The organism is Synechococcus sp. CB0205, assembly GCF_000179255.1.
In the GTDB taxonomy this organism is placed as follows: domain Bacteria; phylum Cyanobacteriota; class Cyanobacteriia; order PCC-6307; family Cyanobiaceae; genus Vulcanococcus.
This window is the reverse complement of the sequence record NZ_ADXM01000044.1, coordinates 49994-63410: the sequence shown is the minus strand read 5'-3', so window position 1 is coordinate 63410 and position 13417 is coordinate 49994. Positions and strand designations below refer to the sequence as shown.

The following is a 13417-nucleotide window of genomic DNA, read 5'->3' as shown; positions in this document are numbered from 1 at the left end:
CCCTTCTCCACCGTGGCCAGGGTGCTCAACCGCCTTGGACTCGGGCGGTTGCGGAATCTCGAGCCCAAACCTCCAGTGCAGCGCTACGAGCGCGAGAAGCCGGGCGACCTCATCCATATCGACGTCAAAAAGCTTGCCCGCTTTCGCAGGGTCGGCCACCGCATCACCGGCAACCGTCAGCAGGGGCGCTCTGCCGGCGTCGGCTACGACCGAGTCCACGTCGCAATCGACGATGCCACTCGACTGGCCTACGTGGAGGTTCTGGCGGACGAGCAGCAGGCGACAGCGATCGGCTTCCTGAGCAGAGCAGTGGCCTGGTTCAACGGCAAGGGCGTGGAGTGCCGCCAAGTGATGTCGGATAACGGTCCCGCTTACCTCTCACGAAGCTTTGACAAGGCCTGCAAGGCCCTTGGCCTCAAGCACATCCGCACCAGGCCTGACACGCCCCGCACCAACGGAAAGGCCGAGCGATTTATCCAGACCCTCTGCAAGGAATGGGCCTATGCGATGGCTTTCCAGAACTCCCAGGAACGCGACCACTGGCTGCCGCGATACCTCTCGATCTATAACCGGCTCAGGAAGCACTCAGCCCTCGGCGGCCGATCCCCTCAGCAGCGGCTTAACGAGCTGCTCTGCTGATCAACGTGGTGAGACACAACATCTAGCAGCACCTCCGTCACTCAAGTTGGTTACTCCGGTGGCAAGTTCCCTGTGATCGGCGGCAGTGCATGGGGCCTGGCGGCTGCCTACGCCTACAGCCAGAACATGCCTCTGTCCATCGGCACCTCCCTGGCAGCAGACTCCGCCGCCAACACCGGTACAAGCTATAATGTCGGCGTCAGCGGCTATTGGGTTCCTGGGAAGAGTGGCTTGATCCCTTCCGTCAGCACTGGTTGGGGCGTGAGTGCTCTTCAGAACAATTTCTGGCAGAGCGAGCGCTGGGCCAAGGCCAACTCCTGGTATCTCGGCCTTCAGTGGCCTGACACCTTCGTGAAAGGCAACGATCTGGGTATGGCCGTCGGCCAGGCTCCGTTCATCACCAGCACAGGTAATGGTAATTTTGCTGCTTTTACTGGATTTTTTGCTGATAGCACGAACACCCCTTTGGACTCCAACTACATGTGGGAGTGGTGGTACAAGTTCCAGGTGACCGACAACATCACCGTCACCCCGGCGCTTTACTACATCAGCAACTACCAGGGGATGGGCGGTCGTGTAACCACTAGCGGCGGCTACGACGGCACCAACAATGTGTTTGGCGGCCTAATCAAAACCACCTTCAAGTTCTGATAAAGCGAGACCGAGACTTCTCACCTACTGAACCAAGCAACAGGACGATGGCTGACAAGGCCGAGGGCCATCAAGCAGGGGCAGGCCCTACGACCTCGAAGTCAGCGTTATTTCCGATAGCCGACATAATAGATCCCTATGACTCGACCAGTCGCGTCCCTGAAAGGCATAACCGGTGGTATAGGGGACACCGAGAATCGTGCCTTCGCCGTAGAAGGGCATGCCCTCCCGTATGGCCGCAATCACCTCGCCGGTCGGATTGAGGATTGTGCCAGTCGCTCGTCCCGTGCCATCCGGCTTCGGCACACTCGTAGATACGCGAATGTATTCACCGTTGTTCTTGGCAAAGAACGTCGCAGTCATTCCCTTGCCATCCTCTTTACTAATAGTATCGACAAGGCCAAAACGGTTGTTGATGAGTGTCGATCCGAAATAGAGAGCCGGCGCATCCTTCCCTGCAACAGCAGCCCTTCCATCTAGCCTTGGGGAGCCCAGTTGAGACGCCATAGTTATTAGCTTGGCCATGGAGGTCGAGATCCTGAGGTCAGCTTAAGCGGGAGGCACTCCTGAGGCAGAAACGAGTGTGGGAGTCCCAGCTGCAAAAACCAGCAAGCCAATCAGAAAGGATTTGCGTCTCATTCAGACCCATCATAATTGCGAGAAATAACGGCGCGACACCATCCCGGCATCGAACGCAGTCATCCCGACGTTAAACAGCCAAGCCATAAAGATTCAGCTGCTATAGAGAGATTCACAAAATAACCTTATCTTCCTGAGCAAATACTCCTAGCCTCTGCAGGCATCGAAAGGCCGACAGAAGGACCCTGGGCTGTTTCATGAGCTGGTCGACTACGACATTGCCCTGGCGGCCATCGCCATGACATCTTTCGATAAACCGAGCGCAGCTTTTGCCGTGTGATGACTTCCTCCTCGGAGGCGTTTTGAAAGAAACTCCACCTGAGAAGCATCAGTGAGCTAGCTGATTGCAGACCCCTGCTCTACAGATTTTTCTCATCCACCAAGAGCACGTCATAAGTCCTGGCTCTGCCGGGGGGGCACTCTATTCGAACCCAGTGAGGTGCCCTAAGAAGTAAGAAGGCCCGCCAACTGGAAGCTCGGCCCCAGGCGTCGAGATCAGAAGCTCCAACCATCTCTTTCTTGCATCAAGCAATGGGTACGTCCAATGCATGAACGATCCAGGAAGGCCGTCTCTTCCACCGAGAAGGAGCGGCTTTCCTCTCTTTAAACCCTTCAGAAACCAAGGCTTCTCATACCGGGCCTCGGGCTTCCCATCCCAGACGCGGGGAGCCCGCCACCTGCAGATGGAACTGTGCTGTTAACCCGCGGTTCATTTCGAGTCACTGCGACAAATAGCGTAATGAACACGATCAAAACGATGAACCGGATTGCCCTACCAGTTGCCGTCATTGGTCCAATCCGGAATTCGTGTCGCCACATTCTCCGGTTCGAAGCAGCAACAACTCCAGTTCACGCTCCTTGATCGCCTCATAGGCGCGGCGAAGCCCATTCACCTCCACGCAAACCCGTTCTGGATCGCAAACCCGGTACCAGTCGTCGCCTGAGATCTCGACCGTAAAGCCAGTCTCTGTCTCAAAAACTGGAGGCAGGTCGTTCCCCATCGCACTCAGGCAGCACACTTTGCTGGTAACCGCAAAAGCGATGAGCTTGGTGGGGCTTAAGCATCCCTTCGGCTCAGAATGCCCTGCCGAGGATGCTGATCTCCACCGTCCGATGAATGGCGTTGAGGGGCACTGACCAGGGCGAGTGCCATCAATCGGTGAGAGTGTTCACCGCGGGCGACGGCTGCTGGAACGGATCCTTGGGAGCTGTCAGTGACGTGCCGCCAGTACCAGGCAGCACTTCAAACCCCATGTTGAACCAAACCAGAGCCCGGCGGATCTGATCAAAACCTTTACGATTACCCACGAGCTTGGCTTTGCCAGTTTTGACTTGCTCGTCGAGCGTCACCTGACCCATCATCACCGTCTCTAGGTCTGAGCGGTTGATAGTGATCGTGAAGTCGGGATGCCTAGCCTGTTGACCCTTGATGTTGGTCAACGTGCTGTTGCTCAACTCAACGACATACCTTTCACCGTTGTCAGGAGTGATCAGGTTCATTACAAACCTCTGACCGGCCAGCTTTGAGCCATCCAGACGGATGCCCAGAAAATCAAGCCAGAGATCGGTCGACATTGCTCGGATCATGTCCGGCCCCGAAGCCTTAGGCGAGGCTCCTTTGGGAATGCCGTTGCGCAGCTCATAAGCGCCAGCGAGGAAGCTATTGCGGGTGCCAGTGCTCTCACGCTGATAACCGATCTGCTCATAAACATCGGCAAGGAGGTCTTTCGCAGGCTGATTATTGGGCTCAGCAAAAACTAGTTTATTGAGTATCTCTACGGCGTACAGATACTTTCCCTGATCGTATAGATCCTGTCCCTTTGAGATTATCCTCTCTGAGCCGCCCATCATTTCCACATAAAGTGGCGCGGAATCACGCGGCGAAAGTGGCATCAGAGTGGCCGGGTTAGCATCCCAATAGCCGAGGTACTTGTTAATCACAGCGCGACTGTTATGGGGCTCGGAGCCGTGATAACTGTGAGCTGCCCAATTCTGCTCCAGGGACTTTGGCAACTTGTAAACATTGTGAATCTCGTTGATGGTGACGCCCTGATTAGCCAAGTGCAGCACGTGGTTATTGAGGTGGGCATAGGCATCGCGCTGCGTACGCATCACCTCTTGAACACGATCATTACCCCAGCGGGGCCAACTATGGGAAGCAAACATCACGTCGGCCTGTCCGCCGAAGCGGTACAGCGCCTCATTGATCCCTTTTGACCACTTCAGGGCATCGCGCACGGCAGCACCACGAAGTGTATAGATGTTGTGGATGGAACCAACGATATTCTCCGCGGCCCAGAATGCCTTCATATCTGGAAACCAGGTGTTCATCTCGGCAGGCGCTTCAGTACCCGGGGTGTTCTGAAACACCATCCTTACGCCATCGATCGTCAGCTCCTCGAAGGGCTTACTGATGGTGACACTGGGAGCAATCAGTCCGAGATTGCCAGCGGCAGTGTTCTTGCCGATGGCCTGGTCCACATGACCATAGGGACTGCGCGGCAGCAGAACTCCATACTGGTAAAACATGCGACGGGTCATCGCGTTGCCGGCATAGACGTTCTCTGCTACGGCGTGCTCCATGAATCCGACGGGAGCGATCACCTTCACCTTGCCGCTCTTTACATCTTCTTCGTTGATAACCCCACGGACTCCGCCAAAATGATCGCCATGGGAGTGGGAGTAGACAACAGCAACCACTGGACGCGCACCGAGCTTCTCATTGATGAAGGCCAGCGCGGCAGCAGCAGTCTCCTTAGCAGTGAGGGGATCGAAGACAATCCAGCCAGAATCGCTCTTGATAAAACTGATATTGGCCAGATCGAAGCCGCGAACCTGATAAATCTTGCCGGGAACGACCTCATACAAGCCGTAAGCCATGTTGAGGATGGCCTGGCGCTGCAGTGAGGGATGAATGGTGTCGAACCTTGTGCCGTTCAGCAACCACTCATAGCTCTCCATGTCCCAGGCGACGTTCCCGGCCTCGGCCATGATTCGCTTGTAGGACGGCGCAGAGATGAAGCCCTTCTTGGCCTCCTCGAAATCCCGTTGATCATTGAACGGCAGGGTGGCGCGCACGCCATTTTGGAGTTCGATCGTGAAGACCGAGGGCTCCTTGCCCTTTGCATCAAAGTGCTTGGAGGGATCCGCCAAGAGGACACTGCCACCACCTCCCGCCCAGACAGGAATCGCCCACATCAACGTCGACGTCGCGATCAATGCTGCCCTGGTGATCGAGGGAAGGCGTGCCATGGGGTCTCCTTCGTCTAGAGCTATCTGGGGAGGCGTCGCCATGCGGCATGGCCAGGTTGGCCATGCAATGTTTAACCACCGCTGCCCAGAGGGCAGGCTTTGGTTAAACGTGGTCAAGACGCAGAGGTTGCCGGATCTGAACCTAACCATGGAGAACGGCCATGGTCACCGCCAGAGAACAGTCTCGCTCGCGTCCCCCGCACCCAAAGCCCCTCCTGCTACTAGAGCCTCCCGGGCGAACGACCTTGAGTGGCGTCTACTGCTGCTGGGTTCTGTAGCGGGTGCTTGGGTCGGTGGGGTTCTGGATTTGAACGTCACAGCTGATGGTCCCGTCGTCTGCGGTCTTGCAGTTGGTGGGCTTCAGCTCGGTGTTAGGTCCGATGAACGGCTGATTGCCCTTCCGGCGGAAGTAGACCTGCCCGTCCTGAGCGAAGGCAGGAGCAGCGAGCAGCACGATGGCGAGCAGCTGAATCAGGCGCATCAACCTTTTGAGAGTGCGGTGACCCTAGGTGAAATCACCTCAGACCCCTACAGAGACAAGTGCAGGCGTCCCCCCATTGGCTACATCAAAGGCGCTGGCCAGGTCGCGCGTCATGAAGCGGGCGTAGTTGCCCATGTGCACCTCAAGGCTGTGGCCCATGGCATCAGCCATCTGCTTGGGCTGCAGACCACGCCCGTGCCCAGTCGCGCTGTAGCGATGGCGGAAGCTGTACGGCACCAGCTCTTGGCCCTCAGCAGCGGCCTCAGCAGCGATTGACTGCCAAGTGGGCTGACGCTTCAAGAACGTGCGGATCGCCTCGCCTGCCTTGCCTGGCTGCCCCAGTGGCGGCAGCTCCTCCCCGAGGTGCACGCGCTGCAGCAGGCTCCAATCCACGGGGCCGTCAACGTCATTCACCAGCAGCGGGTAGAGGCGACGCTCAGCCGTGCGGGCTCCTTTCTTCCCGCCTTTGCTCTTGCAATAGGTGGACCACAACTCGGTGCCGCCGTTACGGGTGACGAGGTAGCGGAGGTCTTCAGGGCGCAGGCCATAGACGGCCATCAGCTGCAGGGCAAAGCGCCAACGATCGCCCGCCTTGCTATCGGGCATGGCCTCGATGAGGCGCAGCACCTGCGCGTCGGTCAAGGGGTAGCCAATGCGCTTCTCGTTGACGTATTCGCCATCCACGGATGAGGGCGGCAGCCAGCACGACTTGAACTTGCGGCGCTCGACGCAATAGCGGAGAAAGCCGCTGAGGGATTGGCGCATGATTTGGCGTTGGCGGGTGCCTGGTGCCCATTGCGCCAGGGCCATGTCGCAGAGGTCCGTGCCATTAGTCGGGGCCTTCTTGCTGGCCAGTGCTTTGAAGGCTGCCTCGAAGACGGGCGTGTATTTAGCGCGCCAGGTGCGATCAGAGACGCGCTGCTTGTGCTGGCGATAGGCGTCGGCGGCCTCATCCCAGTCGGTGCTGTGATCAGAGCGCACCACCGCGGCGAGCTTGGCTGCACCTCTGAGGTCAACACCACCAGAGGCGTACGCCTTGGCGATCACCTTGATGTGCTGCAGGGCGTCCACCCAGTTGGCCTCTTCCCAGGCGTAGGGGAGATTCATGGACTGCGTCTTGAGCCCTTCAACGCGGAGCTGTAGCCGCATACGCCCGCAATCAGGCATCACGAGCCAGCCACGTCCGACCTGTACGCGGACGGCCTTGCGTAATTGGGTGGCCCAATCAGGTGATGTGGTCATTTGCCTGCCTCGCTCTCGATGCGGCAAGCAGTGACCGCTGCGGGGAACGAATCAGCCGCCTTTCGCTTGTCGACCATGCAGCCGAGGAAGCGTGCATGGCGTCTGTCCATTGCGGCGAACTCTGACCCTCCATATCGGGTGCGCAGCGTCTTGAGCCCTTCAGAGGCTTGCTGCTCCGCAGCAAAGAACTCCGCATACAGCTGGTCGTTGGCTTGCTTGGGACTAGCGCCGCAGCCAACAAGGAACGGCAGTACCAGCAGGGGGAGGAGTTTTTGCACGGCGCTGGGAGCACTAGGTCATTTCTACACGGTTACCCGTGTAAAAGGCAATACCTCCGTGCCGTTCGATGCCGACCCTCGCCGCCCCATACAAGGCCAAAACTGGCTTAGCGACTGAGATTCCCAGTATTTGCGTTGAATGACCAGTCCCTTTGGGAGCACTAGGTCGCAGGTTCGAATCCTGTCGCCCCGATTCAGAAAGAGCGATGCCTTGCAGTGGGACTTAGGCGTGAACACCACGACCTAGGCACATTTCACCGACAAGAGCCTCTGGCCATCGTCATCCCCCCGTTTGCCCGATCCGTGGCTAAGCCGGGGTGTAAGAGAGAAATCCGTGGGCAAGCTGTTCAACTTGGCTGTTGAGCTCTCTAAGGGCGAGATAGTCGGGACGTTGGTCCACGCAGCGAGTGCTGAGGAGGCCAGAGCTTTTGGACAGGATCTCTTCCCAGGCTGCAACGTGATGGCCGTCCTGCATGAAGGCGAACCTGGCGCCAAGAACGACTGAGAGATGGTCACCCAGAAGCTCACTACATCGGCGCTAGCACTCCTTGCCGGGGTGCTGGTTGCTGCCCCAGCGCTGGCTCAGAGAGACGAGCGACCACCGCAACGCACAGACCACTACAAGACTCCTTGCACCATCAATTCTTTCCCCTCTTGGTGTGCCGTCAGCCTCGTTGGCGACATTCCGCAGAGCATGAAGGTTGAGTTCGCCCATGGAGACGGCCCGATCTTCACCTTGCTGCCGATCAGCCAAAACCGGGACTCACTTGGTGCGCTGAAGATGCGCGAGTTGAACACAGGCCAGGTCTGGATGCAGCGGGACTACGGCTTCAGCTTCTTGCTTGAAGAGGGCGAGTTCAGCAATGCAATTTGCGTTGGGCCTGGAGCACGACTTCCTTATCCCCGAGGCTGCGCCAAGCCCTAACCCGCCAGCCGCTTCGCCGGCCCCAGATCCCTCCTCAGGGGAGATAACACAGACGGCGTAACGGAATCCAGAAGTCCCGTCCAATTCCGCCTGGCTATCGATACCCCTAGGGAACAACCATCACCTCATCAACGGCAGATCCAAGGACCACTGTCAGGGAGACTCACTCGTACGGCCCAACTGGTCGCTCACCTGCCGAACGCGCCATCACGCTGCCGCTGTTGAATCTAGGTCCCAGAAGCTCGAACCGCTCCTAGTGAAGAGGCACAGAGTGCTCAACCCGGAGCTTGTGACGCGATAGGTCTGTCCATCTGCCTTGCTTTTGAGCATGGCCTGTAATTCGGCAAGCTCGCGCTGTTCGTGCTCCTCTGTCTGACTCCAGCCCTGGTGTGTGAGGACTTCGATGCGGTACACGGAACCCTGATGTGGTGTGGTGGGCGCACAAATTCGATCAACCGTTCGGCGTTTGGGGAAATTGACAGGAAGACTTTGGGATCACGTCACCAAGAGCTGAAAGTCCACGCAGTAAAAAGCCGGAGTCCCACCCCCGGCCGTGTCTTCCCTTACCCAGTTGTCCGCAGTATTACGGGTGAATAGAAGCGGCGCCAGTAGACGTTGCCATGGGTACGGCTACCTATGTGCTCGTTGGATTTTCCCTACCTAAGGGGATCAGGGTGCAGAGGGAAAGCCCGCACACCTTGAGCAGGACAAAACACAGCTCGAGGGGTTCCGCGCACAAAGCCATGGACGCTCCTCTTCCATCAAGCTGCCCCCGCTGCCGAGTGATCAAGCTCTCCCCGAACAGCACATTGACGTGCCGACGGACAACCTCGTCAGTCGAACCGACTGCACTTGCAAGAGCCAGAGGCATCTGCCAATCGTCGTCCCGGGTGAGGTGATCAAGGATCTTCTGACGAAGCTCACGCCTGTCTTCCCGCATTTCGTCACCGCCAACAGAGGCCAGCGACAAGCTGTAGCGCTCTTCGCAGCCACCGAGTGTCCAGTTGGTGGCGCGGATGCTTGGGGAGCGCTTGATCGCTGCCTTGATCCTGAACGTCCCACCTCTGGTTTCTTGACCAACCAAGAAACGGAAGGGGCATCGGATCAGGAAGCGGCAAAACAGCGCCACAAGCACAGCTGTTACAACGCTTCAGCCAGAAAGCGCGAACAGCTCCCTACAGTTCGAAATATTCCTTTACAACGGGATTGCTCGGCATGTTCACGCTTGAAAAAGCTGCCCAGATCTTCCCGGAGACACGTTCGGCTGATGTTGTTCCTGCGATCACAGCACGCTTTGCGCTACTGAGCGCAGAAGATCAGCTCGCCCTGATTTGGTACGCCTATCTCCAGATGGGCACAACGATCACGGTGGCTGCCCCCGCTGCCGCCCGGATGCAGTTTGCGGAGCGCATCCTCAACGACATCAAGGCGATGGGCTTCCTGGAGCAGAGCCAGGTGATGTGTGATCTGGCAAACCGCAGCGATACGGAGATCGGCCGGACCTATGCGACCTGGTCGGTCAATATCAAGCTGGGCTTCTGGTATCAGCTCGGTGAGTGGATGGCTGCCGGTCAGGTGGCTCCGATCCCGGAGGACTATCAGCTCTCAGCCAACGCCTCCGCCGTCCTCAACTCCCTCAAGGGTGTTGAACAGGGCCAGCAAATCACCTTGCTGCGCAATTTCGTGGTGGACATGGGCTTCGATCCAGCCAAGGGCGAAGGTCAGCGGGTCATGGAGCCCGTTGCTCCTCCCACACCGGAAGAGCAGCGCAAGAAGGTGTTCATCGAGGGGGTGATCAACCCCACGGTGAACAGCTACATGGATCTGCTCAACGCCAACGACTTTGACAACCTGATCCAGCTGTTCCTGCCCGACGGCGCTCTTCAGGCTCCGTTCCAAAAGCCGATCGTGGGCACCGATGCGATCCTGCGTTTCTTCCGCGAGGACTGCCAGAACCTCAGGCTTCTGCCTGAGCGTGGCTACGCCGAACCCACTAACGACGGGTTCACCCAGATCAAGGTGACCGGCAAAGTGCAGACCCCCTGGTTCGGTGCCGGCATCGGTATGAACGTGGCCTGGCGCTTTCTGCTCAACCCCGAAGGAAAGATCTACTTCGTGGCGATTGACCTGCTCGCATCACCGGCCGATCTGCTCAAGTTCGCCCGTTGAGCCTGCTGCTCAACGGAGGCTTGATCTTGGGCTGGGGACTCTCCCTGGCCCTGGCACTGGAGGCCAACACAACCCAAGCCCCTCTTTGGCTTTTGGTGGTGTTGGTCCTTCTGCGCACCCAGCTGCAAACCGGGCTGTTCATCGTGGCCCATGACGCCATGCATGGTCTGCTTGTCCCAGGACGCCGCCGCTGGAACAACGCCATGGGTGCTTTTGCGCTGCTGCTTTATGCGGGCTTGCCGTTTGCTGGGTGTTTACGGCAACACCAGCGCCATCACCGTGCACCGGGGAGTCTCCAGGATCCCGATTTCCCAAACGACCTGGAGAGCAGTGCCATCAGTTGGTATGGCCAGTTCCTGGCGCGCTATCTGAGCACCAGGCAGATGCTGCTGTTACTGGCTGGTTGGGGACTGACCCTGGGTCTGACCGTAACGGCAGCCGAGGTGCCTCTGGCGGTCGCGATCGAGCGCGTTCTGCTCTTCATGACGTTCCCATTGCTGTTGAGCTCCCTACAGCTGTTCGTCTTCGGCACGTTCCTGCCCCATCGGTGTCAACGACAGCCAGAACGGCGAGCCCAGCCGATCAGCCTGGACCTACCGCCGTGGCTGTCTCTGCTGACCTGCTTCCACTTCGGCTATCACCGTGAACACCACAACAACCCAGGCTTGAGCTGGTTTGAACTGCCGGCCGCCCGGTCGATGCACCGGTCGCTCGCAGTGGCAGAACCGCTCCGGTAGCGTCTGAAACAGCATGGTCAGGCCAGATGAATGAAGCGGCGACTGACAGCTGGACAGATAGCGAGCAGACCATTGCTCGAGCTGCCTTTGAGACGGCCTACAACCGTGCCGTCATGCAATTGGTGGCCTCTGTGCAATCAAAGGCCTCCAACCTGGGTGATGTCAGCTCGGTCTGGGCGCTGCATGACTTTCTGAGCATCGAGCGCCACACCATCGAAGGCCGGTTTGATTTCCGCCTGGAGGGGATCTTGTTTGTCTTTGCAAGCCTCGTGAAAGACGAGCTTCTGCAACTTCAAGAGCTCGAAGGACTCACAGCCGACAAGCTGGCCAAGATTTCGGCCATGTCTCGCTTCTGAACAAGACTTGCAACGTGTTGACCTGCTTGGGCCGGCGCACCAAGGCGAGATCAGATTCCCAATAGTCCACGCAGGCCGGAGACAACCTTGCTCATCTCGGCTTCAGTGATCTGCCCCGACTCAAGTAATTGCTCAGCAAGGGCGATCTTGGCCCTGGCCTCCTGAAGCCTCAGCAGACCCGAACACGTTTTTTTAAAGCCTGTTCCTCCAAGCGGGATCATTAGCGCCACACCGCCACCGAGATCGCTCTGGGTTCCAATATTGCTGCCATCGGAGAGAACAAGGCTATTGGTGTTATTGGAGAGCGCCAAGCTGTTGAGTTGCCGGCCATAGAAAACCAAAGTCGCCGGGGATCGGTCTGTTACAGAGCACGTACTGCCATCGTCAAGATCCAGTTCAATCTTGGGCTGGGGGGCATACACAGAAAAATCTTCCAGCTCAAGCCGCTCACCACTTCTTACGGGACCACCCAAAAGCGCGAGCAAGATTCCGTAGCCAAGAGCATGGAACCCCCAGCGCGACCATTTCGATCGATGCGCTCTACAACTGGCTGGTATATGACACATACGAAGTAAGGAGTTCGTGTCGAGATAGCAGGTTCAAAGGTAAGCAAGACATTCCTAAACTTATTGCGCGGTATTTTAAATTTTTCTGGCACAATCCTTACAGATTCGGCGAGAATCGATCCAGGCGTCTGATCGTCGACTCCAGCAGCTTTGAGCCGCACAGTCAGTCGCACAGATTTCTTGTAGTCATGGGACACACCAAGTTTGACTCTGACCCGTCCACTCTTAGCGCTGAACTCTCGCTTATCCAGAAAAGCGGTCTGGGCATTGGCATGCCCAGACCACAGGACTGCGATCAAAAGAAGAATCGCTCGAATCATTAATTCAGAGAGAGGTACAGGTTGCCGTGGCCTCGATCTCATAGTCTCCAGCAGTCAAAAGATCGTCACCATTGTTCTCGACAATGGAAGTATCGATAGCGCCATCAGAACGAATGACACCTCCAGACTCCTCACTAGAAGCTGAGGCACTACCAGAGTTGTTCGAGACCAGCGAAGCAAGCTGAATACTTGGAGTCGCTGCAGCAGCACCCTTAGGCGCACTTAACTGCAAGGCACTCAACACGATCTTGGAATTGCCATTCGCTACATAGCGATAAGAACCAGTGCCACTCAGCCGGTCACCGTCTGCCGAAGGTTGCATTGCGATTGGACCACCTTGGTTGCTGATATTGCAGAATGTCGCGATCGTTCCTGTGGCTTTAATCTCAGCCGAGGTAGAGGCGAGCAAAGGAGTCGGGGCCATCAAGGAGATGGCCAAGGCTGTTTTCAGAAAGTTCATGCAAAAGCTGCAAGGACCTTTTTGTTCTACTGGTGAGAATTGACGCTGAGCGCCGGTTACCGCAGCCAAAGCAGATCTGCACCAAAAAACTGAACACTGTCGCCACACTGAGACGATTGCCCCGCAGGTTGCTGAGAAAATGCGATGCATTCCCAAGACTTGTGTCTGGCTTTGCGAACCTCAGCCTCCAGGAGCATCCACTCCGCAGAGGTGGGCTCACCCTTGGACGTCTTGTAGGTGAGTCACAACTCGACGCTGCTTGTACGGGTGCAGAGCGTCAGCAACTGCTGCTCTAGCAGGATGATCGCTTTGATTGGTTCCAGCGCGGCGCACGCAGGAGCCGCCAATTCTCCAAGTCTCTTGCCATCTGAGCAGAGGACCGCAAGGCTGGGAGCACACACAGGCCACGCAGCCCGTGAGCACGAACCCTCAAAAAGACATCCGCGATCTCCAGCGGGAACTGGACAAGGAACAAGGTCACGAGCGCAAAGCGATTGTCAAAACGGCCAGCAACAAGAACCAGAAGGCAGGCAGCTTTGACGCGATAGCCGTTGCCGTTATTGGCCTCGTCCTCAGTGCCGTAGCAGTGGTCTCGGTTGGGCGAATGAGCGAAGTAGACCGACGCGCCCTTGCAATCGGCCTGACAAGCGGAGCGATTGGCCTGGCCGTTGGCTATGGAGTTGGTCGGATCAGGCGCTGACG

Annotated in this window: 16 protein-coding genes; 7 read left to right on the top strand and 9 right to left on the bottom strand. The window is 57.5% G+C overall.

Going from position 1 to position 13417, the window contains the following annotated elements; genetic code table 11:
• Together CB0205_RS14480 and CB0205_RS0107750 are read left to right on the top strand one after the other, a co-directional pair.
• On the top strand, positions 1-639 hold a 639-nt coding region (locus CB0205_RS14480), incomplete at its 5' end, for an IS481 family transposase (RefSeq protein ID WP_010316202.1).
• Between the two features lie 72 nt (positions 640-711).
• Entirely contained in the window at positions 712-1290 is a 579-nt protein-coding gene (locus CB0205_RS0107750; protein ID WP_010316201.1) for a carbohydrate porin, read from the top strand.
• A gap of 87 nt (positions 1291-1377) precedes the next feature.
• Here the strand turns inward: CB0205_RS0107750 and CB0205_RS14475 are convergent, their stop codons facing one another.
• The 6 genes from CB0205_RS14475 to CB0205_RS0107720 all read right to left on the bottom strand — a co-directional run bounded on the left by CB0205_RS14475 (position 1378) and on the right by CB0205_RS0107720 (position 7182).
• A complete protein-coding gene (locus tag CB0205_RS14475) occupies positions 1378-1815 on the bottom strand; it encodes a Cache 3/Cache 2 fusion domain-containing protein (protein ID WP_010316199.1) in 438 nt (145 codons plus the stop codon).
• An 899-nt stretch (positions 1816-2714) separates the two neighbouring features.
• A complete protein-coding gene (locus tag CB0205_RS14470) occupies positions 2715-2930 on the bottom strand; it encodes a hypothetical protein (protein ID WP_010316197.1) in 216 nt (71 codons plus the stop codon).
• A 151-nt stretch (positions 2931-3081) separates the two neighbouring features.
• Positions 3082-5181 (bottom strand): alkyl/aryl-sulfatase, encoded by a 2100-nt coding sequence (locus CB0205_RS0107735; RefSeq protein ID WP_043705729.1) that lies wholly within the window; start codon positions 5179-5181, stop codon positions 3082-3084.
• 256 nt (positions 5182-5437) lie between these two features.
• Entirely contained in the window at positions 5438-5662 is a 225-nt protein-coding gene (locus CB0205_RS14465; RefSeq protein ID WP_010316193.1) for a hypothetical protein, read from the bottom strand.
• A gap of 39 nt (positions 5663-5701) precedes the next feature.
• Positions 5702-6904 carry an integrase gene (locus tag CB0205_RS14460; protein WP_232197265.1) on the bottom strand — a complete coding sequence of 401 codons (1203 nt, stop codon included), beginning with the start codon at positions 6902-6904 and terminating at the stop codon, positions 5702-5704.
• Positions 6901-7182, bottom strand: coding sequence for a hypothetical protein (locus CB0205_RS0107720; protein ID WP_010316189.1), 282 nt, complete (start codon positions 7180-7182; stop codon positions 6901-6903). The genes CB0205_RS14460 and CB0205_RS0107720 overlap by 4 nt, the downstream gene beginning before the upstream one ends.
• Positions 7183-7876: 694 nt before the next feature.
• On the opposite strand from CB0205_RS0107720, the gene CB0205_RS0107710 reads away from it, so the two are divergent.
• Entirely contained in the window at positions 7877-8107 is a 231-nt protein-coding gene (locus CB0205_RS0107710; RefSeq protein WP_010316186.1) for a hypothetical protein, read from the top strand.
• A gap of 634 nt (positions 8108-8741) precedes the next feature.
• Here CB0205_RS0107710 and CB0205_RS0107700 read toward each other — a convergent pair.
• Entirely contained in the window at positions 8742-9236 is a 495-nt protein-coding gene (locus CB0205_RS0107700; protein ID WP_156797866.1) for a hypothetical protein, read from the bottom strand.
• An 86-nt stretch (positions 9237-9322) separates the two neighbouring features.
• Between CB0205_RS0107700 and CB0205_RS0107695 the strand changes: the two genes are divergently transcribed.
• Genes CB0205_RS0107695 through CB0205_RS0107685 form a run of 3 tightly spaced genes read left to right on the top strand, consistent with a single transcriptional unit; the run spans position 9323 to position 11369 of the window.
• Positions 9323-10276, top strand: coding sequence for an orange carotenoid-binding protein (locus CB0205_RS0107695; RefSeq protein ID WP_010316178.1), 954 nt, complete (start codon positions 9323-9325; stop codon positions 10274-10276).
• Positions 10273-11013, top strand: a complete 741-nt coding sequence (locus CB0205_RS0107690; RefSeq protein WP_010316176.1) for a fatty acid desaturase — start codon at positions 10273-10275, stop codon at positions 11011-11013. Before CB0205_RS0107695 ends, CB0205_RS0107690 begins: the two co-directional genes overlap by 4 nt.
• A gap of 26 nt (positions 11014-11039) precedes the next feature.
• Positions 11040-11369, top strand: coding sequence for a hypothetical protein (locus CB0205_RS0107685; protein ID WP_010316174.1), 330 nt, complete (start codon positions 11040-11042; stop codon positions 11367-11369).
• A 50-nt stretch (positions 11370-11419) separates the two neighbouring features.
• Here the strand turns inward: CB0205_RS0107685 and CB0205_RS0107680 are convergent, their stop codons facing one another.
• Entirely contained in the window at positions 11420-11854 is a 435-nt protein-coding gene (locus CB0205_RS0107680; protein ID WP_156797865.1) for a hypothetical protein, read from the bottom strand.
• 405 nt (positions 11855-12259) lie between these two features.
• Positions 12260-12784, bottom strand: a complete 525-nt coding sequence (locus CB0205_RS15935) for a hypothetical protein (protein ID WP_156797864.1) — start codon at positions 12782-12784, stop codon at positions 12260-12262.
• 346 nt (positions 12785-13130) lie between these two features.
• On the opposite strand from CB0205_RS15935, the gene CB0205_RS0107670 reads away from it, so the two are divergent.
• A complete protein-coding gene (locus CB0205_RS0107670) occupies positions 13131-13415 on the top strand; it encodes a hypothetical protein (RefSeq protein ID WP_010316168.1) in 285 nt (94 codons plus the stop codon).
• Positions 13416-13417 lie beyond the last annotated feature (2 nt).

Bases quoted from the DNA above. Each gene is read 5' to 3' on its own strand.
- CB0205_RS14475 (WP_010316199.1), bottom strand. From the start codon at position 1,815: ATGGCCAAGCTAATAACTATGGCGTCTCAACTGGGCTCCCCAAGGCTA.
- CB0205_RS14460 (WP_232197265.1), bottom strand. From the start codon at position 6,904: ATGACCACATCACCTGATTGGGCCACCCAATTACGCAAGGCCGTCCGC.
- CB0205_RS14465 (WP_010316193.1), bottom strand. From the start codon at position 5,662: ATGCGCCTGATTCAGCTGCTCGCCATCGTGCTGCTCGCTGCTCCTGCC.
- CB0205_RS14470 (WP_010316197.1), bottom strand. From the start codon at position 2,930: ATGGGGAACGACCTGCCTCCAGTTTTTGAGACAGAGACTGGCTTTACG.
- CB0205_RS0107735 (WP_043705729.1), bottom strand. From the start codon at position 5,181: ATGGCACGCCTTCCCTCGATCACCAGGGCAGCATTGATCGCGACGTCG.
- CB0205_RS0107685 (WP_010316174.1), top strand. From the start codon at position 11,040: ATGAATGAAGCGGCGACTGACAGCTGGACAGATAGCGAGCAGACCATT.
- CB0205_RS0107695 (WP_010316178.1), top strand. From the start codon at position 9,323: ATGTTCACGCTTGAAAAAGCTGCCCAGATCTTCCCGGAGACACGTTCG.
- CB0205_RS0107710 (WP_010316186.1), top strand. From the start codon at position 7,877: ATGAAGGTTGAGTTCGCCCATGGAGACGGCCCGATCTTCACCTTGCTG.